This is a genomic window from Massilia sp. (genome assembly GCF_046293535.1).
GTDB lineage: Bacteria > Pseudomonadota > Gammaproteobacteria > Burkholderiales > Burkholderiaceae_D > Telluria.
Window position 1 is genome coordinate 58,379 of sequence record NZ_JBKBOV010000009.1, and the last position, 25,359, is coordinate 83,737.

At 66.5% G+C, this 25,359-nt stretch carries 24 protein-coding genes; 17 read left to right on the forward strand and 7 right to left on the reverse strand.

What is annotated here, in order from left to right; translation table 11 throughout:
- Window positions 1-31 precede the first annotated feature (31 nt).
- The 4 genes from ACK4S9_RS07365 to ACK4S9_RS07380 all read left to right on the forward strand — a co-directional run bounded on the left by ACK4S9_RS07365 (window position 32) and on the right by ACK4S9_RS07380 (window position 4,057).
- Window positions 32-2,026 (forward strand): TonB-dependent receptor family protein, encoded by a 1,995-nt coding sequence (locus ACK4S9_RS07365; protein WP_409723560.1) that lies wholly within the window; start codon window positions 32-34, stop codon window positions 2,024-2,026.
- Window positions 2,026-2,913: a cobalamin-binding protein gene (locus ACK4S9_RS07370; protein ID WP_409723563.1), complete on the forward strand. Its 888-nt coding sequence runs from the start codon at window positions 2,026-2,028 to the stop codon at window positions 2,911-2,913. Before ACK4S9_RS07365 ends, ACK4S9_RS07370 begins: the two co-directional genes overlap by 1 nt.
- Before the next feature lie 125 nt (window positions 2,914-3,038).
- Window positions 3,039-3,701 (forward strand): thiol:disulfide interchange protein DsbA/DsbL, encoded by a 663-nt coding sequence (locus ACK4S9_RS07375; RefSeq protein WP_409723566.1) that lies wholly within the window; start codon window positions 3,039-3,041, stop codon window positions 3,699-3,701.
- The gene (locus tag ACK4S9_RS07380) at window positions 3,698-4,057 is read left to right on the forward strand and encodes a hypothetical protein (protein WP_409723569.1); all 360 of its coding nucleotides are present in this window, start codon (window positions 3,698-3,700) and stop codon (window positions 4,055-4,057) included. The genes ACK4S9_RS07375 and ACK4S9_RS07380 overlap by 4 nt, the downstream gene beginning before the upstream one ends.
- Window positions 4,058-4,060: 3 nt before the next feature.
- On the opposite strand, the gene ACK4S9_RS07385 is transcribed toward ACK4S9_RS07380, so the two are convergent.
- Both ACK4S9_RS07385 and ACK4S9_RS07390 read right to left on the reverse strand, forming a co-directional pair.
- A complete protein-coding gene (locus ACK4S9_RS07385; RefSeq protein ID WP_409723571.1) occupies window positions 4,061-4,645 on the reverse strand; it encodes a DUF6151 family protein in 585 nt (194 codons plus the stop codon).
- 78 nt (window positions 4,646-4,723) lie between these two features.
- A complete protein-coding gene (locus tag ACK4S9_RS07390) occupies window positions 4,724-6,025 on the reverse strand; it encodes an ATP-binding protein (RefSeq protein WP_409723574.1) in 1,302 nt (433 codons plus the stop codon).
- A 308-nt stretch (window positions 6,026-6,333) separates the two neighbouring features.
- Here ACK4S9_RS07390 and ACK4S9_RS07395 point away from each other — a divergent pair, with 308 nt between their 5' ends.
- The 3 genes from ACK4S9_RS07395 (at window position 6,334) to ACK4S9_RS07405 (ending at window position 9,179) form a co-directional block, all read left to right on the forward strand.
- Window positions 6,334-7,566, forward strand: a complete 1,233-nt coding sequence (locus tag ACK4S9_RS07395; RefSeq protein ID WP_409723576.1) for a hypothetical protein — start codon at window positions 6,334-6,336, stop codon at window positions 7,564-7,566.
- Between the two features lie 69 nt (window positions 7,567-7,635).
- Window positions 7,636-8,481 carry a MipA/OmpV family protein gene (locus ACK4S9_RS07400; protein WP_409723579.1) on the forward strand — a complete coding sequence of 282 codons (846 nt, stop codon included), beginning with the start codon at window positions 7,636-7,638 and terminating at the stop codon, window positions 8,479-8,481.
- The gene (locus ACK4S9_RS07405; RefSeq protein WP_409723582.1) at window positions 8,481-9,179 is read left to right on the forward strand and encodes a hypothetical protein; all 699 of its coding nucleotides are present in this window, start codon (window positions 8,481-8,483) and stop codon (window positions 9,177-9,179) included. The genes ACK4S9_RS07400 and ACK4S9_RS07405 overlap by 1 nt, the downstream gene beginning before the upstream one ends.
- Window positions 9,180-9,297: 118 nt before the next feature.
- On the opposite strand, the gene ACK4S9_RS07410 is transcribed toward ACK4S9_RS07405, so the two are convergent.
- Window positions 9,298-9,987 (reverse strand): response regulator, encoded by a 690-nt coding sequence (locus tag ACK4S9_RS07410; protein ID WP_409723585.1) that lies wholly within the window; start codon window positions 9,985-9,987, stop codon window positions 9,298-9,300.
- 167 nt (window positions 9,988-10,154) lie between these two features.
- Between ACK4S9_RS07410 and ACK4S9_RS07415 the strand changes: the two genes are divergently transcribed.
- Complete coding sequence (locus ACK4S9_RS07415; RefSeq protein WP_409723588.1) at window positions 10,155-12,149, forward strand: S9 family peptidase; 1,995 nt, start codon at window positions 10,155-10,157, stop codon at window positions 12,147-12,149.
- 118 nt (window positions 12,150-12,267) lie between these two features.
- Here ACK4S9_RS07415 and ACK4S9_RS07420 read toward each other — a convergent pair whose 3' ends face one another.
- A complete protein-coding gene (locus ACK4S9_RS07420; RefSeq protein ID WP_409723591.1) occupies window positions 12,268-13,335 on the reverse strand; it encodes a tartrate dehydrogenase in 1,068 nt (355 codons plus the stop codon).
- 98 nt (window positions 13,336-13,433) lie between these two features.
- Between ACK4S9_RS07420 and ACK4S9_RS07425 the strand changes: the two genes are divergently transcribed.
- The 5 genes from ACK4S9_RS07425 to ACK4S9_RS07445 all read left to right on the forward strand — a co-directional run bounded on the left by ACK4S9_RS07425 (window position 13,434) and on the right by ACK4S9_RS07445 (window position 19,075).
- Window positions 13,434-14,336: a LysR substrate-binding domain-containing protein gene (locus ACK4S9_RS07425; protein WP_409723594.1), complete on the forward strand. Its 903-nt coding sequence runs from the start codon at window positions 13,434-13,436 to the stop codon at window positions 14,334-14,336.
- Between the two features lie 67 nt (window positions 14,337-14,403).
- Window positions 14,404-15,546 (forward strand): 2OG-Fe(II) oxygenase, encoded by a 1,143-nt coding sequence (locus ACK4S9_RS07430; RefSeq protein WP_409723597.1) that lies wholly within the window; start codon window positions 14,404-14,406, stop codon window positions 15,544-15,546.
- 124 nt (window positions 15,547-15,670) lie between these two features.
- A complete protein-coding gene (locus ACK4S9_RS07435; protein WP_409723600.1) occupies window positions 15,671-17,068 on the forward strand; it encodes an alpha/beta hydrolase family protein in 1,398 nt (465 codons plus the stop codon).
- Between the two features lie 4 nt (window positions 17,069-17,072).
- Entirely contained in the window at window positions 17,073-18,302 is a 1,230-nt protein-coding gene (locus tag ACK4S9_RS07440; protein ID WP_409723602.1) for a sensor histidine kinase, read from the forward strand.
- Between the two features lie 2 nt (window positions 18,303-18,304).
- Window positions 18,305-19,075: a LytR/AlgR family response regulator transcription factor gene (locus ACK4S9_RS07445; RefSeq protein ID WP_409723744.1), complete on the forward strand. Its 771-nt coding sequence runs from the start codon at window positions 18,305-18,307 to the stop codon at window positions 19,073-19,075.
- Window positions 19,076-19,089: 14 nt separating this feature from the next.
- Here the strand turns inward: ACK4S9_RS07445 and ACK4S9_RS07450 are convergent, their stop codons facing one another.
- The 3 genes from ACK4S9_RS07450 to xseA all read right to left on the reverse strand — a co-directional run bounded on the left by ACK4S9_RS07450 (window position 19,090) and on the right by xseA (window position 21,822).
- Window positions 19,090-19,668, reverse strand: coding sequence for a Spy/CpxP family protein refolding chaperone (locus ACK4S9_RS07450; protein WP_409723605.1), 579 nt, complete (start codon window positions 19,666-19,668; stop codon window positions 19,090-19,092).
- Between the two features lie 116 nt (window positions 19,669-19,784).
- Entirely contained in the window at window positions 19,785-20,363 is a 579-nt protein-coding gene (locus ACK4S9_RS07455) for a superoxide dismutase (RefSeq protein WP_281913529.1), read from the reverse strand.
- Between the two features lie 85 nt (window positions 20,364-20,448).
- Window positions 20,449-21,822, reverse strand: a complete 1,374-nt coding sequence (xseA, locus tag ACK4S9_RS07460) for an exodeoxyribonuclease VII large subunit (RefSeq protein ID WP_409723608.1) — start codon at window positions 21,820-21,822, stop codon at window positions 20,449-20,451.
- A 1,273-nt stretch (window positions 21,823-23,095) separates the two neighbouring features.
- Between xseA and ACK4S9_RS07465 the strand changes: the two genes are divergently transcribed.
- Genes ACK4S9_RS07465 through ACK4S9_RS07480 form a run of 4 tightly spaced genes read left to right on the forward strand, consistent with a single transcriptional unit; the run spans window position 23,096 to window position 25,356 of the window.
- Window positions 23,096-23,704, forward strand: a complete 609-nt coding sequence (locus ACK4S9_RS07465) for a MotA/TolQ/ExbB proton channel family protein (protein WP_409723611.1) — start codon at window positions 23,096-23,098, stop codon at window positions 23,702-23,704.
- Entirely contained in the window at window positions 23,704-24,144 is a 441-nt protein-coding gene (locus tag ACK4S9_RS07470; RefSeq protein ID WP_409723747.1) for an ExbD/TolR family protein, read from the forward strand. Before ACK4S9_RS07465 ends, ACK4S9_RS07470 begins: the two co-directional genes overlap by 1 nt.
- 32 nt (window positions 24,145-24,176) lie before the next feature.
- Window positions 24,177-25,205: a tetraacyldisaccharide 4'-kinase gene (gene lpxK / locus ACK4S9_RS07475; RefSeq protein ID WP_409723614.1), complete on the forward strand. Its 1,029-nt coding sequence runs from the start codon at window positions 24,177-24,179 to the stop codon at window positions 25,203-25,205.
- A complete protein-coding gene (locus ACK4S9_RS07480; protein ID WP_369092972.1) occupies window positions 25,186-25,356 on the forward strand; it encodes a Trm112 family protein in 171 nt (56 codons plus the stop codon). The genes lpxK and ACK4S9_RS07480 overlap by 20 nt, the downstream gene beginning before the upstream one ends.
- Window positions 25,357-25,359: the final 3 nt, after the last annotated feature.

The following is a 25,359-nucleotide window of genomic DNA, read 5'->3' on the forward strand; positions in this document are numbered from 1 at the left end:
AGGCCGGTGCCATTACCGAGAACATCCGAACATGAAATCTGCTGTCGTACCACGCAGCGCGCCGGCCGTGAAGCCGCTCGCGCTGGCTTGCGCCCTGTCGCTGTCCGTCCTTGCCGGCGCCGCCCTTGCCCAGGATTCCCTGCCTTCGATCGTCATCACCGGCGCGCGCTTCCCGGCGCAGGCCGCCAGCGCGCCGATCGGCGCCACCGTGATCACCCGTGAGGACATCCGCCGTTCCGGCGCCGCCGACGTCAACGCCGCGATCCGCAAGGTCGGCGGCGTCTACGGGCGCCAGAGCCTGGACGCCTCGCCCGACTTCGCGCTCGACCTGCGCGGCTTCGGCGCGAACAGCGCCCAGAACCTGGTGATCCTGGTCGACGGCGTGCGCCTGAACGAGAACGAGCTGACCAATGCGGTCCTGTCGAGCATCCCGGTCGATACCGTCGAGCGCATCGAGATCCAGCGCGGCGCCAGCAGCGTGCTGTACGGCGAAGGCGCGACCGGCGGCGTGATCAACATCATCACGCGCCGCCCCGCCGGGAGCGGCACCCACGGTTCGGTCTTCGCCGAAACAGGCCGCTTCGACACCCACGACCTGCGCGCCTCGCTGACCCACGGCGCCGGCCCGCTGTCCTTCGACCTGGCGCTGGCCGACCGCGGCACCGACAACTACCGCGCCAACAGCGGGTTCAAGCAGAAGACCGCCAGCGGCGGCGTCCAGTACGCCTATGGCGCCGGCCGCGCCGGCCTGCGCTTCGAGCGTTCGGAGCAGGACGCGCGCTTCCCGGGGTCGCTCACCGAGGCGCAGTACCTGGCCGATCCGCGCCATGCGTCCACGCCGGACGACTTCGGCACGCTCGATACCGACCGCTTCAGCGCCTTCGTCGAGCACCGCATCGGCAGCGTCGAACTGGCCGCCGAACTCTCGCACCGCGAGCGCGAGGTCGCAGCCAGTTACTTCTATACCGGCGGCGTCACCCGCGTCGCCTATGACGCCAGCCAGACCCAGTTCTCGCCGCGCCTGCGCCACACGGCCGCGCTGGGCGACAAGCGCAACGAACTGGTGGTGGGCGTCGACCTGGCGCGCTGGGAACGCCAGACCACGTCCAGCTTCTCCCAAGGCGACGCCGAACAGGATTCGAAGGCCATCTACCTGCGCAACGAGCTGCTGTGGAACGCCGCGCAAGGCGTGCTGCACAACGCCCGCCTTGCCATCGGCGCCCGCCACGAACGCTTCACCAAGGACTATTCGGACCCGCTGGCCTTCCCGCCGGTGCTGAACGAGCACCGCAGGCAGTCGATCAATGCCTGGTCGCTGGAAGGCAGCGTCGATCCGATGCCGCAGGTGACCGTATTCGCCAAGCTGGGCCGCAGCTACCGGATCGCCAACGTCGACGAGAACAGCCAGCGCGCGGGCCTCGAGGTGCTGGCGCCGCAGACCTCGCGCGACCTGGAGCTGGGCGTGACCGCCGGCGGCGCCGATCGCCAGCTGACCGCGCGCCTGTTCCGCCACCGCCTGAAGGACGAGATCTTCTACGACCCGACCATCGGCTGGGGCGCCAACACCAATCTCGACCCGACCCGCCGCCAGGGCTTCGAGCTCGAGGGCCAGCAGGCCCTGCCCCGGGACCTGCGCCTCTCCGCCAAGTGGCAGCGCGTGGACGCCGAGTTCACCGGCGGCCCGAACGCCGGCCGCGAGATGGTCCTGGTGCCGAAGAACGTCGTCACCGTGCGCGCCGCCTGGACTCCCGGAGGAGCGCTCAGCCGCCACAGCGCCGACGTCGGCGCCCAGTGGGTCGACAGCCAGCGCTACGGCAGCGACTTCAGCAACGGTTGCGGCGCCCGCATTCCGTCCTATACCACCGTCGACGCGCGCTACGCCTACCGCATGGGCAGCTGGGAAGCGGCCGTCAGCGCGCTCAACCTGGCCGACCGCCAGTACTACAGCAATGCCTTCGGCTGCCGCTCGGGCATCTACCCGAGCGACGGCCGCCAGCTGAAGCTGTCGCTGCGCTACGACTTCTGATGCGCGCGCCCCGACTCTTGATCGCCGCGCTGCTGCTCTGGGCGGCGGCCGGCGCCCAGGCCGCGGTGAGCGTGGTCGACGACGCCGGCCGCCGCGTCACCGTGGAGCAAGCGGCGCGGCGCGTCATCTCGATGGCGCCGCATGCCACCGAGCTGCTGTTCGCGGCCGGCGGCGGCGCGCGCGTGGTCGGGGCGATGAACTACAGCGATTATCCGGAAGCGGCGAAGAAGATCCCGCTGGTGGGCAGCAACAGCGTGATCGACATGGAGCGGGTGCTGGCCTTGCGACCTGACCTGATCGTGGTCTGGCACAGCGGGAACACGGCGCGCCAGATCGCCCAGCTCGAATCGCTGGGCGTGCCGGTCTTCCACAGCGAGCCGCGCACGCTCGAACAGGTAGCCGACAACGTCGAGCGCCTGGGCCGGCTGCTGGGCACCGGGCCGGCCGCCGAAGCCGCCGCCGCGGCCCTGCGCGCCAGGCTGAAAGGGCTGGAAGCGCGCTACGCCCGGCGCTCGCCGGTGACGGTGTTCTACCAGATCTGGGACCAGCCGCTGTACACCCTCAACGACACCCAGATCGCCAGCGACGCGATCCGGCTCTGCGGCGGGCGCAACGTGTTCGGCTCCTTGAGGGCGGTGGCGCCGGAAGTGGGCATCGAAGCGGTGCTGCAGGCCGATCCGGAGGCGATCATGGCGGGCAAGCGTTACGATCCCGCCAACCCGGGCTTGAGGCTGTGGGAGCCGTACAAGAGCATGACGGCGGTAAAGCGGGGTAATCTGCTCACCGTGGAGGGCGAGCTGCTGACCCGGCCGGGACCGCGGGTGATCGACGGCGCCGCCCAGCTATGCGAGGCGCTGGACGCGGTCCGGCAGCGCCGGCCGAAGTAATAATCTCTCCGTATCGCCCAGGTTAATTCGGTAAGCAAATGCAAAATTCAGCCCTTCCTCAGAATGACGGGCCGAAAAAGTGGTAATCTCCCGGCGTTTGCTCAATCTATTGTGGAAGGAAACCTATGCGTTCTCTGCGTTTTGCCCTCATCGCCGCCACCATGGTCGCCAGCACCGCGATCGCGTCGCCAGCCGACCCGAAGAACGGTGTCGACTACCAGACCCTGGCCGCGCCGCAACCGGTGCAGGCGACGGGCAAGAAGGTCGAGGTCATCGAATTCTTCGCGTACCACTGCCCGGCTTGCAACATGATTGAACCGACCCTCAAGCAGTGGGTCAAGAAGCAGGGCGACAACATCGTCATGCGCCGCATCCCGCTGCCTTTCCAGGGCGCGACCGATCCGGAAGCACGCCTGTTCCTGACCCTCGAAGCGATGGGCAAGCTCGACCAGTACCACGATCGCGTGTTCCAGGCCGTGCACGTCCAGCGCCAGCGCCTGATGAAGGATGACCAGATCATCGAGTGGGCGGTGAAGAACGGCCTCGACAAGGCCAAGTTCATGGAAACCTGGAACTCCTTCGGCGTGACCACCAAGCTGCGCCGCCTGCAGCAGACCGCAAGCGCCTACAAGGTCAGCGGCACTCCGACCATCGTCATCGACGGCAAGTACGTGGTGTCGCCGGGGCAGGTGGGTGAGGCCAACAAGATCCAGGACGTCGGCCAGCTGATGCAGGCAACCACCCAGGTCATGGACAACCTCGTCGCACGGGCAGCCAAGACCAAATGAGTAAAGACGTCGAACGCGAAGTCCTCAAGATGTACGATGGGTCCAGGCCCAACGAGGACGACCTGTTTGAGACCAGCCATGTGAACCATGTTGCGTGGGCGCTGGCGGTGCTCTTCGCGGGCATCGCCGTCTGGCTCGCCATTGCCCTCGTCAATGCCGAGAACCAGCGCTACGCGCTGATGACCAACAAGTGCCCCGATCCGCTCTTCAAGGGCGGCATCGACAAGGCCTGTCTCGTGACCGTGCGTTCGCGCGACCACTGGTGGGAACACCTGTGGGTCGGGATCACGCACGTGCGCGGACAGTACGACGAGCCCGCCCCGCGTTATTCCCCCCGGCGCACGACCGAACGCTGAACCCTAGGGGCTCAGCGCCTTGCGCTCCTGCAGGGACAGCACCTGCGGCGGCTTGAGCGGCTCGCTCGTGCCCGCCCGGAAGAAGGGATTGTCCCGATAAGCGCCGCCCAGGCGCGCCTTCAACAGCATGGTTCCGATCCTGCACACCGCCCAGGCCGTGGAAAGCGGGCTCGTCTTCACCGGTCCCGCGGCCGAACGCGTCTCGACCCGGCAGCGGAGCAGCCCCAGTTGCCGGTCGAGTTCCGCATCCGGCGCGTCCAGGCAGGCCCGCACCAGGCCCAGGTAGGAAGTACGCGGGTCGCGCGGCGTGTTGCCGATCGGCGTGCGGCAGCAACCCGCATACCAGCGGTACAGCCCCTGGGGGCCGAGCGACATGCAGGCCAGGTGCTCGAGGCCCGCGTCGAAGCGCACGGCGGCGGGCAGGGTGGCGGCCACCTCGGTGCCGCCGAGCGGGTCGAGCACGCCCGTCCCCAGGAAGCGGCCAAAGGCCTGGCAATCCTTGCAATAGCAGACGGCGCGCGCGGCCACGCGCTTGCCGTCGACCTGGCCGCGCAGCTTGCCGCAGCGGCAGCGTAGAGCGATCGTCATCTCACACCTCCTTGCGGCATGGTGGCATGCGCGGCGGCCGGGATCAAGGCTTCTCCACGCTTGTTCCTGTTCCCGTGTTCAAGCGGGCAGGCTAATCACGAAGCGCGCCCCGCCAAGCGGCGCGCTGTCCGCGCGCAGGCTGCCGCCGTGCAGCGCCACCGCCTTGCGCGCGATCGACAGGCCGAGGCCGAAGCCGCCGGTGGCGCGGTCGCGACTGCGGTCGAGCCGGTAGAACGGGTCGAAAATCTTGTCGCGCTCATCGAGCGGAATGCCGGGCCCGTCGTCGTCGACCGTGATCTCGACGGCGTCGCCGCTGCGCGCCGCCGACAGCAGGATGCGGCTGGCCGCATACTTCTGCGCATTGGTCAACAGGTTGCAGACGGCGCGCGCCAGCAGGCGGCGGTCGAGCGCGAGCTCGCCCAGGTCCTCGGCGAGCAGGCAGTCGAGCGTGTGCGGCGAGGGCGGCAGCATTTCGAGGCATTCGCGCAGTACCGTGTCGAGCCGGACCGGCGCGCGCTGGAGCTGGCGTGTGCTGTCGAGCTTGCTCATGTCGAGCAGTTCATTGACCAGGGAATTCAGTTCGCGCAGGTCGCCTTCCATCGCCCGGATGCGCTTGCCGAGGTCGGGGTCGCGGGCGCGCGCGTCCAGCAACTCCAGGCCGAATTCGAGCCGCGCGATCGGCGTGCGCAGTTCGTGCGACACCGAGTGCAGCAGGCTTTTCTGCGCTTCCAGCAAGTCTTCGATGCGGTCGGCCATGTGGTTGATGCGCTCGGCCAGCGGATAGATCGAGGCCGAGGGCTTCATCTGCGAACGCGCGCTGAGCTTGCCGCTACCGAATTCGTCGGCCATGCGCGACAGCGACTGCAGTCCCTGCCAGTGCGAACGCGACCACAGCGCGATCGGCACCAGGAGCGCGATCGCCACGATCACGTAGCGCAGCGCTTCCATCTTGAGCGCCTGCCCGATGTCCACCGGCAGTTCCCGCGCGTGCAGCACTTCCTCGTTGCTGCCGATGTAGCGTTCGCCCTCGAGGTCGACGCGGCGGTAGAAGCTGCGATTGGCGGGATCGAGCACCAGTTCGCCGCGGTCGAGCAGCGCGCGCCGGCCGGCGGGCAGGGCGCTGCGCGCCTGCGCCAGCGGAATCAGGTCGTAGCGCACGCTTGATACGATGCGCACGTTGTTCAGGCGCGCCAGCCATTCGTCGGCCGGGGCCTGGTCGATGTATTGTTCCAGCAGGAAGATCTGGGCCGCCGCCTGGCGGCGTGCGATGTCCTCGAGCGGGTCCCCGAACAGCCGGCTGAAGGCGAAATAGATCACGAAGGTGGCCGCCGTGATCGACAGCATGACCAGCACGAAGAAACGGAAGAATATCCGGTTCACGTGCCCATCCTGCATAACCGCTTGTTACGAAACGCTGCCAAACACATAGTATCTCCTTGGCAGCATTGTATAGGAGCAAAGGTTTCTTAGGAATCTTCCTACTGGCTCCGCCAGCTTACAAATTGCAGACAATTCCTCGACAGTTCGAGGGGGAATAGGAGGAGCAGACTTCCTATGATGCTCAACATCAGGTTAAGGATTATCTGGTTTTCCGTTTGCCCGCCTGATATGCGAGTGTCGGCGGGTTTTTTTATTCTAGGAAGCACTATGAGTGCCTCCTCAGGAAACGATCGGTGGAGAAGAAGAAAATGAGGGAGTTGGGGCGCACTCTGATCAACGCCGCCGCCATGGTCGGCGTCGGCATGGCTTTGGCAGCCTGTGGCGGCGGCGGTGAAAGTACCGCCGTCATGAAGAACCAGACGGCAGGGCAGGGCATTGCGGTGGGCGAGCCGAATGGCGGCGTTCCGGTCGTTTCCGAGTACATCAAGATGGCCCAGCAAGCGTCCTGCGCCTCGACCCGCAACAACTTGTACCTCATCGACAGCAAGTACGTGCTGTGGGACCGCGCCGGCAACTGCGCCGACAACTCCACTGGCCAGACCCTGATGGGCGCGACCCCCGAGGCCGTGCTGTGCACGTCCGGCGACTCGATCGCCGGGCCGCGCACCAGTTGCCTCGATGCGAGCGCGCGCGCCTTGTTCGACACCATGCTGAAGAACCTCGACAAGGCCGACCTCGGCCTGGGCGCCGGTCACAAGGTCGAACCGATCGGCTTCCTGCCCAAGTCCGGCACCCCGGTCGCCTTCAAGACCATCGTCAGCGAGAGCTTCTCGAACATCGAGACGCCGCGCAAAGTCGTGATCAAGGACGCGGCCGCCTGGTCGGCGCTGTGGTCCGAGCACAGCAAGACCCGCATCGCGGCGCCGGAAGTCGATTTCTCGCGCAACATGCTAGTGGCGGTGTTCCAGGGCAGCGGCAATCCGGGCTGCGGCAGCTTCGACGTGGTGCACGTCGGCGCCAAGGACGGCAAGCTGCTGGTCGAATACGAGATCCGCGACATGTCGCCGGTCATGATCTGCCTGGCGGCCGTGACCCAGCCGATGCGCGTGGTGTCGGTGCCGAAGGTCGACGCCCCGGTCGAGTTCCGCAAGATCGTCAACGACTACGCCAACTTCACCACGGTCGAGCCGCACGTGCGCACCGCCATCCATGAGCAGCGCAATGTCGTGGTGCGCGACGAGGCGGCCTGGGCCGCCCTGTGGGCCGAGCATGCCGGCAGCGGGCATGCCTTGCCGAAGGTCGATTTCAGGGAGCAGATGGTGATCGGCGTGTTCCGCGGTCCCAAGCCGAACACCTGCCACGGCGGCGGCATCGGCAATGTCTCCTTCCAGAACGGCAAGCTGCAGGTCGGCGTGGTCGACACCGTGCCGGGGCCCGACGTCTTCTGCGGGATGATGATCGTCCACCCGGCGCACCTGGTCATCGTCAAGCGCAGCGAAGCGCCGGTGGAATTCGTCACAGAAACCCGCACCAACCGGTAACAATGCGTGAGAGTTCGGCTTGCCCGACGTAAAATGTTGGATTGCCGAACTCTCCCGATTGTGAAAGACATGCACAAGCTTTTCGCCCTGGTTCTGGCTGTCTCGGGCAGCGCCGCAAGCGCACAGACGCCGACCACCAACCCGATGCCCGACGGTAGCCGCGATATGTATGCGGGGCTGGGCGTCGTGTCGGCGCCGCGCTACGAAGGGGCGGACAGCAGGAAGCTCAGGGCATTGCCGGTGCTTCAGGTCCAATGGAGCAACGGCATCTTCATTTCCGGCATGAGCGCGGGGATGCACCTCTCCGCCAGCCCGGTCGTCGAATACGGCCCGCTGATTGCCATCCATCCGCGCCGCACCGAATCGGGCACCGGCGCCGGCGTCGGCGGCGTCGATGCCTTCTCCACGCTGCTGCCCTCGACCGAGCGCGCCATGAAGAGCGCCAGTCCGCTCGACGGCATGGAAGAGATCAAGGCGCGCCCCGAGGCGGGCGCCTTCTTCAATGTGTACCTGGCGCCGCAATGGCGCCTGACGGGCAGCGTGCTGGCCGGCGCCGGCAATGGCCGCAATGGCGTGCGCGGCGAGTTCGGCATCCAGCGCCTGGCGATGCAGCTGGCCCCGCACCACACGCTGTCGCTGACGGCGGGCGTGGGCCTGGCCAACCGCGCCTACCAGCAGAGCTACTTCGGCGTCAGCGCCGACCAGGCCCTGAGCAGCGGCAACCGCATCCATCGTCCGGACGGCGGCCTGAAGGACGTGCGCATCGGCGCGCGCTGGAACTGGGCGCTGTCGCCCTCCTGGATGCTGACATCGAGCGTGCAGGGAACCCGCCTGATGGGCGACGCCCGCCGCAGCCCGCTCGTCGAGCGGCCCGACAACCTGACGGTTTCGACCGCCTTCGCCTACCGGTTCTGATGATGCGACTCGCACACGCCACCGCATGCGCATTGCTCCTGAGCTCGGCCAGCCTGGCCGCGGCGCAGGCGCTTGCGCCGGCATCGGAGTGGGCGAGCTACCGCGATGCCTACCGCAGCCTGGTCGTGTTCGAAAAATACGGCGGCGCCAAGAACCTGCTGCAGAACCACCTGCAATTGCAGCCGCGCGAAAAGGGCGTGCTGGGCGAGGGCCTGCAGCTGGTCCTGAGCGGCAAGACCGTGCAGACCAGCCTGGCGCTCGACGCCCTGGGCCGCGGCGTCCTGCCGCTGGTGAAGGCCGCCTACGACGACAATGCCGTGCTGGCGCCGAATCGCAAGATCGGCCCCTTCACCCTGCGCGCGCGCGTGACGATCGCGCCGCGCGCCGACAACGTCTACGACACCGACGAGCTGCGCGCGGCCTGCGCGCAGGCGCTGGCTTATGCCCGCCACGTCGACGTCACGGCGCGCGCGCGCCAGTGCGTGGGGGTGCGCATGGTGTTCCCGAAAAAGGGCGTGGAGGCCTCGGTCAAGCTGCGCCGTCCGGAAGGGGAACAGGCGCTGCCGCTCGCACCCGGCGCGGCCTTCGGCGGCGATCCGGACGCCGACTTCCCGGCCGTGAACTACCGCTTCGGGGCCGAGCGGGCGCAGCTGATCACCTACAGCGCGCCGCTGGCGATCGTGCCGCTGTTCGAGTGATCGGTTTTCGTAGGGTGGGCGGCTTTGCCGCCCACGCGGTGATAGTTATCCGTTGAGATGCCGCGGCAGTTCCGGCTGTCGTTGAACGCGTGGGCGGGAGACCCGCCCACCCTACGATTTAATTCCAGGCCGAGGGCGAGAACAGATAGCCTTCGCCCCACACCGTCTTGATCTTCTCCGAATCGGCATCCTCGAACTTGCGGCGCAGCTTGGAGATGCAGTTGTCGATGCTGCGGTCCAGCCCGTCGAACTCGATGCCGCGCATCTTCTTGAGCAGGGCGTCGCGCGACAGCACGCGCCCGGCGGCTTCGGCCAGCACCAGCAGCAGCTTGTATTCCGTATTCGACAGCACGCAGGGTTCGCCGCGCCAGACCACGCTGCGGTCACTGGTGACGATGCGCAGCGCGCCGAACTGCAGCACGCGCGCGTCCACGCCGCCCTTGGCCTGGGCCGTGCGCCGCATCAGGGCGCGCAGGCGCGCCAGCAGCACGCGCGGCTGCACCGGCTTGTTGACGAAATCGTCGGCGCCCTGTTCCAGGCCCGAGACTTCATCGTAGGAATCCTCGCGCGCGGTCAGGATCAGGATCGGCACTTCGGACAGTTCGCGGATCTGGCGGCAGACCACCATGCCGTCCAGGCCCGGCAGCATCAGGTCGAGCACGACGACATCGGGCGCGAGCGTCTTGAAACGCTCCAATGCCTGGTCGCCGCGCGTGACCAGGTCGACCGCGAATTCATAGCCGGACAGGTATTCGGTGACGAGCTCCGCCAATCGGGCATCGTCTTCCACCAACATCACTCGGTACATGCTTGTTTCTCCTTCGTCCGAGATTGTATAGAACTAGTTGCTCGATAGCACAGCCCCTACAAAGGGGGGACATTTGCTTACAGTTCGGTGACAATGATGCGCCCGCTCCCAACTCGTGTAAAGTTGAAACGCTGCAATACCAACAACCCATGCATGGAGACTAACGGATGAGATTTGACCGCCGCCCGCTCGGGCTGACCCTGATCGCCACCCTCCTGCTGGCCGCCGGTCCGGCCGCGGCCCAGGAGACCGCCGTCGCGCCGCCGGCCGCGATGGTGCTGGAAAACGTGCCGCCGGTATCGGCCAGCCTGGCCAGCCAGGTGGCCAAGTACAACGAATTCAAGCCGACCTCGTACGCATCCTGGCACCCGACCCGGCGCGAGATGATCGTCTCGCGCCGCCACGAGAACACGCCGCAGCTGTTCCGTGTGGCCCGGCCGGGCGCGCCGCTCGAATTGATGACCGATTACGCCGAGCCGGTGCGCAGCGCCCAGTACGAGCCGCGCCACGGCAAGTTCTACGTGTTCGGCCGCGACACCGGCGGCAACGAGGTGTTCCGCGTGTACCGCCGCGAGCCTGGCAAGAACAGCGGCAGCGCGGACGCGATTCCCGTCACGCCCGACAACCGCCGCGTGCAGGACACCGCCTGGGCGAAGAGAAGCGGCCGGCTGCTGTACGTGACGGTGCCGGTGGGCCGCCAGGGCTCGAACGACCAGATCAGTTCCACCGTCAGCATCGTCGACCCGCTGCAACCGGAACAGGCGCGCGTGCTGGCCGAGCTGCCGGGCGGCGGCTGGGGCTCGTTCGCGTTCTCGCACGACGACAAGCAGCTGGTGTACAGCGAGTACGTGTCGGCCAACGAATCCTACCTGTGGCTGATGGACGTCGCCAGCGGCAAGAGCCGGCGCCTGACGGAGAAGGGCGGCAAGGATGAGGAAAAGGTCGCCTACGGCAGCGCCACATTCTCGCGCGACGGCAAGGGCATCTACACCACCAGCGACCGCGGCTCGGAATTCCAGCGACTGGTCTACATCGACATCGCCAGCGGCAAGGAAACCGTGCTGACGCCGGAGATCGACTGGGACATCGACAGCTTCGACCTCTCCGATGACGGCAAGCTGCTGGCTTTCGTGGCCAACGAGGACGGCAACAGCGTGCTGCGCCTGATGTCTACGCGCGACCGCAAGCTGGTGGCGCAGCCGAAGCTGCCGATGGGCGTCATCGGCCGCATCGAGTGGCACAAGGACAGCCGCAACCTGGCGCTGTCGCTGTCCTCGGCGCGCAGCCCGTCCGAGGTCTACAGCGTCGACGCGAAGACGGGTGCGGTGACGCGCTGGACCCGGCACGAGAAGATGGAGGTCGACATGAACCGTTTCGTGGAGCCGGAACTGGTGCGCTGGAAGTCCTTCGACGGCCGCATGATCTCGGGCTTCGCCTACCGTCCGGACGCGAAGAAATTCCCCGGCAAGCGCCCGGTGGTGATCAACATCCACGGCGGTCCGGAAGGGCAGTCCAGGCCCGGTTTCCTGGGCCGGAACAACTACTTCACCGACGAGATGGGCCTGACGGTCATCTACCCGAACGTGCGCGGCTCGACAGGGTACGGCAAGAGCTTCCTGAAGCTGGACAACGGCAAGCTGCGCGAAGACTCGGTGAAGGACATCGGCGCGCTGCTCGACTGGATCGCGGCCCAGCCCGACATGGACGCCGCGCGCGTGGCGGTGACGGGTGGCTCCTACGGCGGCTACATGAGCCTTGCCGTCTCGACCATGTACCCCGAACGCATCGCCGCGGCGGTCGACATCGTCGGCATCTCGAACTTCGTCACCTTCCTCGAGCGCACCGAGAGCTACCGGCGCGACCTGCGCCGGGTGGAGTATGGCGACGAGCGCGACCCCGAGATGCGCAAGTGGATGGAAGCGACCGCGCCGGCCAACAACGCGTCGAAAATCAAGAAACCACTATTCGTCGTGCAGGGCAAGAACGACCCGCGCGTGCCCTGGCAGGAGGCCGACCAGATCGTGGCCACGGTGAAGAAGAACGGCACGCCGGTGTGGTACATGACGGCGAACGACGAAGGGCACGGTTTCGGCAAGAAGGCGAATGCCGACTACCTGTTCTATTCGACGATCGATTTCTTCAATACCTACCTGCTCAAGTGAGGTAACTCGCCTTTCGTAGGGTGGACGGGTTCCCCGTCCGCGCGTTCACACCAGGTTTGAGCAGACGCGATCTCTGTTCACACGATTGTTGAACGCGCGGACGGCATAGCCGTCCACCCTACGAGACCAGGTATTCGGCGATCGCTTTCCCGACCTCGGTCGTATTCGCCGTCCCGCCCATGTCCGGCGTGCGCGGCCCCTGCACCAGGCAATGCTCCATCGCCCGCACCAGCGCGTCGTGCGCATCCTTGTACCCCAGGAAGTCCAGCATCATCGCCCCCGACCAGATCATGGCGATCGGGTTGGCGATGTTCTTGCCGTAGATGTCCGGCGCCGAGCCGTGCACCGGCTCGAACAGCGAGGGGAAGCTGCGTTCCGGATTCAGGTTGGCCGAGGGGGCGATGCCGATCGTGCCGGCGCAGGCCGGTCCCAGGTCCGACAGGATGTCGCCGAACAGGTTCGAGGCCACCACCACGTCGAAGCGCTCCGGCGACAGCACGAAGCGCGCCGCCAGGATGTCGACGTGGTACTTGTCCCAGCGGACCTCCGGATAGGCGGCTCCAACAGCGGCCACCCGCTCGTCCCAGTAGGGCATCGAGATCGCGATGCCGTTCGACTTGGTGGCCGCGGTCAGGTGCTTCTTCGGGCGGCGCTGCGCCAGGTCGAAGGCGTACTTGAGGATGCGGTCGGTGCCCTTGCGGGTGAAGATCGCTTCCTGCAGCACCAGCTCGCGCTCGGTGCCTTCGAACATGCGCCCGCCCACCGCCGAGTATTCGCCTTCGGTGTTTTCCCTCACCACGTAGAAGTCGATGTCGCCCGGCTGCTTGTTGGCGAGCGGGCAGGGCACGCCGGGCATCAGGCGCACCGGGCGCAGGTTGACGTACTGGTCGAACTCGCGCCGGAACTTCAGGAGCGAGCCCCATAGCGAGACGTGGTCGGGCACCGTGTCGGGCCAGCCGACCGCGCCGAAGAAGATGGCGTCGACACCAATCAGCTGCTGCTTCCAGTCGTCCGGCATCATCTTGCCGTGCTGGAGGTAATAGTCGCAGCTGGCCCACTCGAACGTGACGAACTCGAGCGGGATGGCGAAACGCCGCGCCGCCGCCTCGACGGCGCGCAGGCCCTCGGGCATGACTTCCTTGCCGATGCCGTCCCCGGCGATCACGGCGATCCTGTGCTTCTTCATGGCCTGCTCCTGTGTGCTGTTGGCATGTCGGCGCTCAGCTTAGCAAGAAAACGCTGCGTTTATAATCCCCTTGGGTGTGGCTCCATGGAACACGAATCGTGAATAATCAAATCGAAAACGGCGACCTGCGGGTGTTCGTCGAAGCGGTCCGCAAGGGCAGCTTCAGCGCGGCGGCGGAAAGCCTGGGCATGTCGCCGGCCTTTGTCAGCAAGCGCATCGGCGTGCTGGAGGCGCAGCTCGGCGTGCGCCTGTTCGCGCGCTCCACGCGCCGTGTCGTCGTCACCGAAGAGGGCGAGCAGGTCTACGCCAGGGCGCTGCTGGTGCTGGAGCAGCTCGACGACATGCTGGACGACGTCGCCGAGCGGCGCCAGGAACCGGCCGGGCGCCTGCGCATCTGCAGCAGCTTCGGCTTCGGGCGCAAGGTGGTGGCGCCGGCGATCGCGCGACTGGCGGCCAGCCACCCGCGGCTGCAGATCCGCTTCGAGGTGTTCGACCGCCTGGTCGATACGGTGGCGGAGGGCTTCGACCTGGACGTGCGCATCGGCGACAGCCTGCCGCCGCAACTGGTGGCGCGCAAGCTGATGGACAACCACCGCATCCTGTGCGCCGCGCCAAGCTATGTCGCGCGGCACGGCATGCCGAAGTCGCTGAAGGAACTCGCCAGCCACCAGTGCCTGGCGATCAAGGAGCGCGACCACCCGTTCGGCACCTGGCGCCTGCGCGGCCGGGGCGGCGAGGAAACCGTGCGGGTGTCGGGAGCGCTGTCCACCAACCACGGCGAGATCGCGCTGCGCTGGGCGGTGGAAGGCGCCGGCATCGTGCTGCGCTCGCTGTGGGATGCGCGCGCCTACCTGGACCAGGGCAGCCTGGTGCGGGTGCTGCCCGACTACACCCAGCCGGCCAGCGTGTGGGCCGTCTATCCGCAGCGCCTCGCCGGGTCGGGCAGGGTGCGGGTCTGCGTGGACTTCCTGCGCCGCCACCTGGCGCAGGGGGAAACATGAATGTTGGCGCGGGCGGTGCGCTTCGCTAAGATAGCTCTCATCCTTATCAACTCGTCCAGGACCTACCGTGTGGCTACCCGGGGACCCGATACCTGAATTCGTCGGCAGCACCGCGCACAATCCGCGCTATACCTTCTATACGACCGCAGGGCGCTACGTCGTCCTGAGTTTCCTCGGCAGCGCCGGCATTGCCGCGGTGCGCGAGGTGGTCGGCCACGTCGAGCGGCGCCGCGCCCTGTTCGACGACGAGCACCTGTGCTTCTTCGGCGTCTCGGTCGATCCGGACGACGAAGCCCACGGGCGCGTGCGGACCATCCTGCCGGGCATCCGCTATTTCCGGGACCTCGACCGCCAGCTCAGCATGCGCTTCGGCGCGCTCGCCGGCGACGGGGCGTCGGCGTACCGGCCCTTCACCCTGGTGCTCGACCCGATGCTGCGGGTGCTCGCGAACATTCCGCTCCTGAACCCCGAACAGCACAAGCGCGCGCTCGAGGACGCGATCGGGCGCCTGCCGCCGGTCGCCCAGCACGCCGGCACCGAACTGCATGCGCCGGTCCTGATCCTGCCGCGGGTGTTCGAGGAGGACCTGTGCCGGGAACTCATCGCGCTGTACGAGCGCCAGGGCGGAGTCGAATCCGGCTTCATGCGCGAGGTGAACGGCAAGACGGTCGAGGTCAGGGAGCGCAGCTTCAAGCAGCGCAAGGACGTCGAATTCGATACGCGCCCCGAATTCGCCGCCTTGCGGCAGGCCATCCATGCGCGCCTGCAGCGCCGGCTGCTGCCGGAGGTCAAGCGCGCCTTCCAGTTCGACATCACCCGGATCGAGCGCCACCTGGTCGCCCGCTACGACGCCAGCGAGGGCGGATTCTTCCGTCCCCACAAGGACAACACCACGCCGGGCACCGCGCACCGCCGCTTCGCCTGCACGATCAACCTGAACGCCGGGGAGTACCGGGGCGGCGAGCTGCGCTTCCCGGAATTCGGCCCGCGCTGCTACCGCGCGCCGACCGGCGGCGCGGTCGTCTTTTCCTGCTCCCTGCTGCACGAGGCGACGCCGGTGCTGGAAGGCACGCGCTATGCCTTCCTGCCCTTCTTCTACGACGAAGAGGCCGCGCGGCAGCGCGCGCGCAACCGCCATTCGCTGACCGGGCAGGTATTCGACCGGGCCAGGGGCCAGGACGACAACACGGCGGCAGCACGGCCGGCCTAGCCGCGTTCATCCCGGGCCCGCCCCGGTTCATGTCGGCCAAACCGGGATTCGTCCCATGTCGCCGAAGCAGCGCGCCGGCCCGGCTTACAGTGGGCTTCCCGAACCTGAAGAGAGAGACAAGCGCATGAAATCGATCCTGTCCGGCCTGCTGGCGACACTCCTCCTGGCCGCCGGCCCCGCCTGTGCCATCGACGCCGGCGGCCACTGGAAAGGCCGCATCGCCGGTTCCCTGAACGTGCACCTGGAATTCTCCAGGGCGGCGGACGGCAAGTGGGAAGGCAGGCTGGCGGTGCCCCAGCAGAACTTCAAGACGACCGTGGAGCAGCTCGAGGTCGGCGAGGAGCGGCTCGGATTCAGGCTGGCGCTACTCAACGCCGGCTTCAACGCGCGCTGGAGCGAAGCGGACCAGGCCTGGATCGGCACCTGGACCCAGAACGGCCAGGCCGTGCCCCTGCGCCTCGAGCGCACCGACGCGGCGGCGCTCGCGCCGAAGCGGCCGCAGATGGAAGCGATCGCGGCGCGCCAGCCGACGTATGCCAGCGTCGAGGTCGGCTTCGCCAATCCGGCGGGCGGCCATGTTCTCGCCGGCAGCTTGACCGTCCCCCAGGGCCAGGGTCCGTTCCCGGCGGTGGTGCTGGTGCACGGCTCCGGCCCCACCGACCGCGACCAGACCATCTTCGGGCACAAGCCTTTCCTGGTGCTGGCCGACCACCTGAGCCGCCAGGGCATCGCGGTCCTGCGCTACGACAAGCGCGGCGTCAAGCAGTCCGGCGGCGTCTACGCGCTGGCCACGACCCGGGACTTCGCCAGCGACGCCGAGGCGGCGGTCGCCTTCCTGCGCGGCCGTCCCGAGGTCGACGCGAAGCGGATCGGCGTGCTCGGCCACTCCGAGGGCGGGATGATCGCGCCGATGGTGGCATCGCGCGATCCGAAGCTGGCCTTCGTGGTGACGTTGGGAAGCCCCGGCGTGCGCGGCGAACTGCTGATGGTCGAACAGATCGCCCTCGGCACCAGGGCCGCCGGCATGCCGGAGGAGGCGGTGGCCAGGGAACGTGAGCTGAACCGCGCGGTGTTCGCGGCCATCGTGGCCGAGCCGCGCTCGGCGCTCGCCGGCGACAAGGCGCGCCGAATGATGGAAGCGGCCGAACGCGATGGGCTGCTGTCGGCCGGCACGGCGGCCGCGCGTGCCAGCCTGTTCGCGTCGCCCTGGTTCCATGCCTTCCTGCGCCACGAACCCGGCCCGGTGCTGCGGTCGGTACGCCAGCCCATCCTGGTCCTGAACGGCGAGCGCGACCTGCAGGTGCCGGCCGCGATGAACCTGGGCGCGATCCGCACTGCGCTCAAAGAGCACCCGCGCGCCGTGGTCAAGGAGCTGCCGGCATTGAACCACCTGTTCCAGACCGCACGCACCGGCGCCGGAAGCGAATACGCCGAGATCGAGGAAAGCCTCGCGCCGCTCGCGCTCGACACGGTGGGCGCGTGGATCCTGGAGACGGTCGCGCAGGCGCGCAGCGTAAAATAGTCTTATGGAACAACCAACAAGCAGCGACATCGAGCATCCCCTCCCGCCCGGCCTGGCGAGCAGGCTGGGCGGCTGGTCGGCGCGCGCGCAGCAATACCCGGTGTTCGGCAAGACCTGGTACGCCTACCGGCTGCGCGCCTTCCGCGCCCCGATGATCGTGTTCGCGCTGGTCCTCGCGCTGGTGGCGGCGCTGGTGCCCGCGCCGCCGCCCGGGGTCGACACGCTGCGCTTCTGGTTCACTTTCCCGGCGATCTGGCTGATGGTGGCGATCGCCCTGGCGCTGGGGCGCGGCCTGGCGGTGCTGGTGCGCGCGCGCGGCTGGAACCCGCGGCGCGAAGCGGCCGGCATCGTGTGCGCATTGCTGCTGGGGGTGCTGGTGGCCTGGTCGCTGACCCCCTTCGTCAGGACCGGCGGCCAGCCGGCGAACGGGCAGGCATCGGCCGAGCTGCAGGCCGAGCAGGCGCGCGACAACCGCATCGTCAACCTGGCGATCTGGTTCCCGGTGCTGGTGTGGCTGGCCGGTCCCTTCGACCTGGCCGCCTATTTCCGCCAGCGCGGCCTGCTGCGCGAGGCCGCCCTGCAGGCGCAGGCCGAGCGCTACAAGCACCAGCGCAACGAGGTCGAGGTGAAGCTGGCGGTACTGGCCAGCCAGGTCGAGCCGCACTTCCTGTTCAATACCCTGTCGGGCGTGCGCGCCGCCATGCTGTCCGACCCGGACCGCGGCATCCTCATGATCGACCACCTGATCGACTACCTGCGCTCGACCATCCCGCAACTGCGCGCCGACCGCGCCAGCACCTTCGTCGCGCTCGGCTCGCAGTGCGACTCGGTGCGCGCCTACCTGGGCGTGATCGCGGCGCGCATGCCGCGCCTGCACGCGGAAGTGGCCTGCGCGCCGGAACTGCGCGCCGCCCCCATTCCGCCCCTGATGCTGATCTCGCTGGTGGAAAACGCGGTCAAGCACGGCATCGAACCGAAGAAGGGGCCGGCCACGATCCGGGTTGCGGCCGCCTGCCGCGAAGTCGATGGCATGCGGATGCTGGAACTGAGCGTGAGCGACGACGGCGTGGGTTTTTGCGCGGCGAGCGGCAGCGGCATTGGCCTGAGCAATATCCGCGAGCGCCTGAAGCACCTGTACGGCGGCGCCGCCGCGCTCGCGTTGCGTGCGCGGGAAGAGGGCGGCGTGGTGGCGAGCATCACCCTGCCGCTGCTCGAGACGATGGAGGAAGCGTGAACATGCCGACCGCGATCATTGCCGACGACGAGGACCTGCAGCGCGCCGAGCTGCAACGCCTGCTGGCCCTGGCCTGGCCCGAGCTCGAGATCGTCGCCTCGGTGGAGGACGGCAGCGAGGCCCTGGCCGCGATCGCCGAACTGGAACCGAACGTGGCCTTCCTCGACATCCGGATGCCCGGCATCAGCGGGCTCGAGGTCGCGCGCGCCAGCGCGGGCAAAGCCTGCGTCGTCTTCACGACCGCCCACGACAGCCATGCGATCGAAGCCTTCGACCTCGGCGCCGTCGACTACCTGCTCAAACCGGTCAACGGGGCCAGGCTGGAACAGGCCTTGCAACGCGTGCGGACCCAGCTCGCAGCGGGCAACGGCGACGCCGAGCGCGCCCGGAGCTGGATGGAACTCGACCATCGCCTGCGGCCGAACGCCGCCCAGGAACGGATCCGCTGGATCAGCTGCACGGCCGGCAACGTCATCAAGCTGTTCCCGATCGACGAGATCCTGTTCTTCGAATCGGACACGCGCTATACCCGGGTGGTCACGGCCCAGGACGAGGGCCTGATCCGGATGCCGATCAAGGACCTGGCGGCAGGCCTGGACCCCGAGCAGTTCTGGCAGATCCGGCGCGGCACCCTGGTGTGCGCCCGCGCCATCGCGCGCATCCGCCGCGACGAAGTCGGCGGCTTCGTGGTCGAGTTGCGCGAGCATCCCGCGCAGCTGAAGGTCGGCCAGACCTATGCCTGGCGCTTTCGCAATGAGGTGCTGATCCGTTGAATCAGGGCAGCGCCTCAATATCCGCGCAGGGTGTTATAGGAATTGACCTGTTCCGGTGTAAGGATGTGCATCATTTCCAGATGCTTGCGGAGGTGGACGGCTCGCAGGCGCCCTTGAACCTGTGCGATCTTTTGCGTCTGGCTGTCCAACGTCGCTGGCGTGATCCGTCGGGATTTGAACAACGCGTCGAGCTCTCGCTCCGCTGCGATCAGTTCTTCGCCAAGCTCCCTGGCCTGCTTTTGCATGACGCTGAACAGTTCGTTTACCCTGGTCCGCTGTTCCGCAGTCAGCTCGAGCCGCTCGGCGAGCTCGAGGACATGCATGGGTCCGGGAAACCCATTCAGCTCCGCCGCAAGGGCTTGCGACATGCCGCGCCCGGCACGCAGGCCTTCCACCTGCTGGGATGACAAGGCCTTGATCTCGCGATCCTGAAACCCGGCGTAGGGCAGTTGCCCCTGGGCGCTGTGGGCGGCAGGTGTCTGGGCCGGAGCGTGATGGCCATGTCCATGCCCGGCATGTTGGGCGAAGGTTCCGGCGGAGGCGCTGAACAAAACAAGCATCGTGACGCTTGTCGAGGCAAATGTCAGTTTCATGTCGGGTGGTGTCGGGTAAGGATTGCTTTGGATGGTGGCAAAGTACTGGTAGCGCGCGCAAAAAGCATGGCCCGCACAAGGCGGGCCATGCTGGTGAAACGCGCAACGAGAACGGCTTACGCCATGTTCTGGTTCACGAAGTCCCAGTTGGCGACGTTCCAGAACGCGTCCAGGAACTTGGCGCGGGCGTTACGGTAGTCGATGTAGTAGGCGTGCTCCCAGACGTCGGCGGTCAGCAGCGGCTTGTCCGAGGTGGTGAGCGGAGTGCCGGCGTTCGAGGTGTTGACGATGTCGACGCTGCCGTCGGCCTTCTGCACCAGCCAGGTCCAGCCCGAGCCGAAGTTGCCCAGTGCCGACTTGTTGAACTCTTCCTTGAACTTGTCGAACGAGCCCCACTTGGCGTTGATGGCCTCGAGCGCCTTGCCGGTCGGTGCGCCGCCGCCGTTCGGGGTCATGCAGTTCCAGAAGAAGGTGTGGTTCCACACCTGGGCCGAGTTGTTGAACACACCGCCCGACGATTTCTGGATGATCTCTTCCAGGGACATGTTCTCGTACTCGGTCCCTTTGATCATGTTGTTCAGGTTGGTGACATAGGTCTGGTGGTGCTTGCCGTGGTGGTATTCCAGGGTCTCGGCCGAGATGTGCGGCTGCAGGGCATCCTTAGCGTACGGCAGTGGCGGCAGGGTATGTTCCATGTGCTATTCCTTGTGCGTTGGTTGGACGGGTTTTGTTCCAAAACCGCGCTATTCTAAACCGGATAGCGCGATGTTGCATGCTTGGCTAGTCATTCGGATCGCCGGGCGCGGCCTGCACGCTCGACACCACGATGTCGGCCGTGCCGCCGGCCAGGCGCAGGCTCAGCTTGTTGCGCGCCTTGATCTGCGCCGGGTCGCGCACGACCTCGCCCTTGACGTTGCGGACGATGGCATAGCCGCGCTCGAGCGTGCGTTGCGGGTTCAGCAGTTCCAGCTGGGACGCCAGTGCCTCGAGGGCGTCGCGGCGCCGCTTGACGGCGTTGCACAGGCTGGTGTTCAGGTGGCGTCCGTCCGACTCCAAGCGGGCGCGCAGCGCCCGCATGTCGGGGCGATGGCGCATCCAGCGCTGCTGCAGCTGGGCCAGTACCAGGTTCTGGCGATTCACCGGGGTGCGCACCGCATGGGTCAGCGCGGCCGCCATCGACAGCAGTTTCACGCGCTGGTGGCGGATCTGGGCCGAGGGGCTGAGCAGGCGGCGGCTGTAATTGTCCAGGCCCTGGCTGGCTTCCGACAGCGTGCGGCGCATCGCGCGGCGCAGGTCCTGGGCGTCGCCAGATACCGAGGCGAGCCAGTCGGCGCGCGGCGTGGCGGCCAGTTCGGCCGCGGCGGTCGGGGTGGCGGCGCGCACGTCGGCAGCGAAGTCGGCGATGGTGACGTCGGTCTCGTGGCCCACGCCCGAGATCACCGGGATCTGGCAGGCGTCGATGGCGCGCGCCACGCATTCCTCGTTGAAGCTCCACAGGTCCTCGATCGAGCCGCCGCCGCGGCATACCAGCAGCACGTCGGCTTCCTGGCGCCGCGATGCTGTCGTAATGGCTTCGGCGATCTTGTCCGCGGCGAACTGGCCCTGGACCGGGGCGGGGTAGAGGATCACGCGCACGTGCGGCACGCGCCGGCGCAGGGCGGTGAGCACGTCGCGCAGGGCCGCGGCCTGCGGGCTGGTAACGATGCCGATGGTGCGCGGGAACAGCGGCAGCGCTCGCTTGCGGTCCCCGTCGAACAGGCCCTGGGCCTGGAGCTTTTCCTTGAGCCTCAGGAAGGCCTCGTAGAGCTGGCCGACGCCGGCGCGGCGGATGGTCTCGACGTTGATCTGGTAGTCGCCGCGCGCCCCGTACAGGGTGACCAGGGCGCGCACCTCGACCTTGTCGCCTTCGCGCGGAACGAAGCCGGCATACTGGGCGCGGCTGCGAAACATCACGGCGCGCACCTGGGCGGCATCGTCCTTCAGCGTGAAATACCAGTGGCCGGAGGCGGCGCGCGTGAAGTTGGAGATCTCGCCGCCGATCCAGACCAGTGGAAAGCTCCGTTCGAGCAGTCGGGCGACCTGCTGGTTCAGGGCCGTCACGCTCATGACGGGTGGCGCGGTGTAGGCGGGATCGGCGTCGCGGTGGGTATCCATGGATGCTGCTCGGCTGCTATGGTAAAAGGGATGCTTATGTCACATCCTGGAGAAAACGACAAGGGCCGAAAGGCAGCCGTGTGCGCAACCGATCCATTCTTGTCTGGCATGAATCGTTGTTGCCAGTTTTCAATGCATTCTATTGGAGTCCTTTAAAATCAAAGGCTTGCGAAGGTGTCTTGAGGGTTCGAGGCGACTTTATCCACAAAATCTGTGGGCAACTCATCCATAAGACAGCGGACTGCCCAAGAATGCTGCGCAGCGCGCGACTTCCTTGCGGATCAAGCACTTAGCTACCCTGTGCCCCACTTGGACACATTGTTTTCCACAAAAAATGTGCATATCGCGACCTGAGGCATCGAGGTGGACAGGACGAGCCAAACGTGGGCGACGCTGCTCAAAAATGACGCTGGGAAAGTTTATTGTTATAGATCAAGGGTTTAGCTGTCTAGAGGGGGCTTTGCACACAATTTTGTCCACAAAAAGTGTGCACAAGGAAGGCGCCAAGGGGAGAAACAGGTCCCGGCCTCGTCCCGGGCGGTGTGGAAAGGCGCGTCCGGCATCGTGACACGCGCGTTTGAATGCGTTTCCCGGCGTTTGCATCTTTCGCAAGCAGCAGAAGATGATCCCTTATGAATCAACGGCTTAGGTGCAGGCGTACAGGATTCATCACATCCTTATCCACAAAAAATGTGCAGATGTGAATTTTCTTAGTCGCTAGCTCTCCAGAGCAGAACAAGTCATGCAAGAAAGGGGAGATTTGCACATCATCCCTCGCTTCATTGCTGATTGATGAAATTTTGTGCAATGAAAGTTTTTTGTGTTAGATCAAAGACTTAACATCGAAAAAAGGGCCTTGCTCACATTTTTGTCCACAAAAAATGTGAGGAACCTCACAGGCCAGGCCGACTGAGGATAAATTGCCACAGTGCTTAATTTTTGTGCGGTATAAATTTCCTCAAGTAAATCAATGACTTGGGTAATGCGGAGTGCCATTGCGCACAATTTTGTCCACAGAATTTGTTCGTAAGTGCAAACACTTGAGCTAGATCAAGATCATCCTGATCAAAGCACTTGTGCGGAAAGCATGCTCATCCGATTCGTGCCGTTTTCTTGCGCAGGCGCAGAATGTCCTTTGAAATCAAGGATCTTTGATCCAGCGGGCGGGCTTGCGCACATTTTTATCCACAGAAGCTGTGCAGAACCACACTTGCCGCACCGCTGGCAACTTGTTACATTGCTGAACTGATTTTCTTTCCCACAGGAGTTTCTTTTGCTCGCCATCTTTCAAGCTGCAGGCTGGCCCATCTGGTTCTTGCTGATTGCCTCGATCATCGCCGTCGCCCTGATCGTGGAACGCCTGCTCTACCTGCGCCGCGAGAAGATCCTCCCGAAGGCATTGCTGGATGAAGTCATCCGCGTCTACCGCGCCGGCAAGGTCACGCCCGACGTGGTCGACAAGCTCGAACACAATTCGCCGCTCGGCACCGTGCTGGCCGCTGCGTTGCGCAACGTCGACGCGCCGCGCGACGTGATGAAGGAATCGATCGAGGAAGCCGGCCGCGGCGTCGCCCACGGCCTGGAGCGTTTCCTCACCACCCTCGGCACCATCGCCTCGCTGGCTCCGCTGCTGGGCCTGTTCGGCACGGTGGTCGGCATGATCGAGATCTTCGGCGCGCAAAGCCCGACCGGCGGCAGCAACCCGGCCCAGCTCGCGCACGGCATCTCGGTGGCGCTGTACAACACCGGCTTCGGCCTGGCCATCGCCATGCCGGCCCTGGTGTTCTACCGCCACTTCCGCGCCCTGGTCGACAGCTTCGTCGTCGAGATGGAACTGCAGTCCGTGAAATTCGTCGACGTCGTGCACGGGACCCGCAAATGATGAACTTCCGCCGCGACCGCCGGCGCGAGGAACCGGAGATCAACCTGATCGCGTTCATCGACGTGCTGCTGGTCGTCCTGATCTTCCTGATGGTGTCGACCACCTTCAGCAAATTCACCGAGCTGCAGATCACGCTGCCCACGGCCGACGCCGAGCGGGTAGCCGAGCGTCCCTTCGAGATCAACGTCACCATCGACGCCAAGGGCAACTACACGGTCAACAACGTGCCGGTCTCCTTCCACAGCGTGGCCGGGCTGGCGGAAGACTTGAAAACTGCTGCCCGCAACGCTCCCAACGGCCAGGCGGCCAACGACCCCGTCGTGATCGTCAATGCCGACCAGTTCGCGATGCACCAGATGGTCATCAACGTGCTGGAAGCGGCGCGCGTGGCCGGCTACGACAAGCTGACCTTCGCCGCCCAGACCGGCACGAAAAAGTAAACAGGCGGACGCCCTGGCGTCCGCTCCCCTCCATGGCGTCCAACCTCGAATCGACCCTCACCCGCGCGTGGCTGCGGCGCGGCCCGCTGGCGCTGGCCTTGCTGCCGCTCGCGCTGCTGTTCCGCGTGCTCGCCGGCCTGCGCTCGCTCCTGTACCGCTTCCAGCTCAAGAAGAGCGAGCGCCTGCCGGTGCCGGTCATCGTGGTCGGCAACATCTTCATCGGCGGGACCGGCAAGACCCCGCTCACCATCTGGCTGGCGCAAAGCCTGCGCGGCGCCGGCCTGCGCCCGGGCGTGATTTCGCGCGGCCACGGCGGTGCGGCCGAGCTGCCGCGCGAGGTGACGCCGCAATCCGATCCCCGTGAAGTCGGCGATGAGCCGCTCCTGATCGCGGCGCGCGCCGTTTGCCCGGTCGTGGTCGGACGCCAGCGTGCGCAAGCCGGCAGGGCGCTGCTGGCCAGCCACCCCGAGGTGGACGTCCTGATCACCGACGACGGCCTGCAGCACTATGCGCTGGCGCGCGACGTCGAGATCGTCCTGTTCGATGGCCGCGGGGTGGGCAACGGCTGGCTGCTGCCGGCCGGTCCGCTGCGCGAACCGCCTTCGCGCCGGCGCGACTTCACGGTGGTGAACGCGCCCGAGATCACCCCTGGGCTGGCGCGCGCGGTCGGCGGCCAGCCTTTCCAGATGCAGCTGGCGGGCGACTTCGCCGAACCCTTGCTGCGGCCCGAAGACTGCCTGCCCCTGGCGCGCCTGAAGGGCAGGCGCATCGTGGCGGCGGCCGGCATCGGCAATCCGGGCCGCTTCTTCGCCATGCTGCGCGGCGCCGGCCTGGACTTCCGGGAGCTGCCGCTGCCCGACCACCACGACTTCCTCGACCGGCCTTTCGACGGGATCGATGCCGATGTCATCCTGATCACGGAGAAGGATGCAGTAAAATGTCGGCAACTTGATAACCTGAAGGACGACCCGCGCTTGTGGGTCGTGCCCGTGACGGCGCGGATCGACCCCGCGCTGGCCGAACAAATCGTGGAGAAATGTCGTGGACGCTCGACTGCTTGATATCCTGGTCTGCCCGCTGTGCAAGGGCCCCCTCCAGTACGACAAAAAGGCGCAGGAACTGATCTGCAGCCCGGACCGCCTGGCCTACCCGATTCGCGACGGTATCCCGATCATGTGGGCCGACCAGGCGCGCAAGATCGAAGCGGTGTAAGCC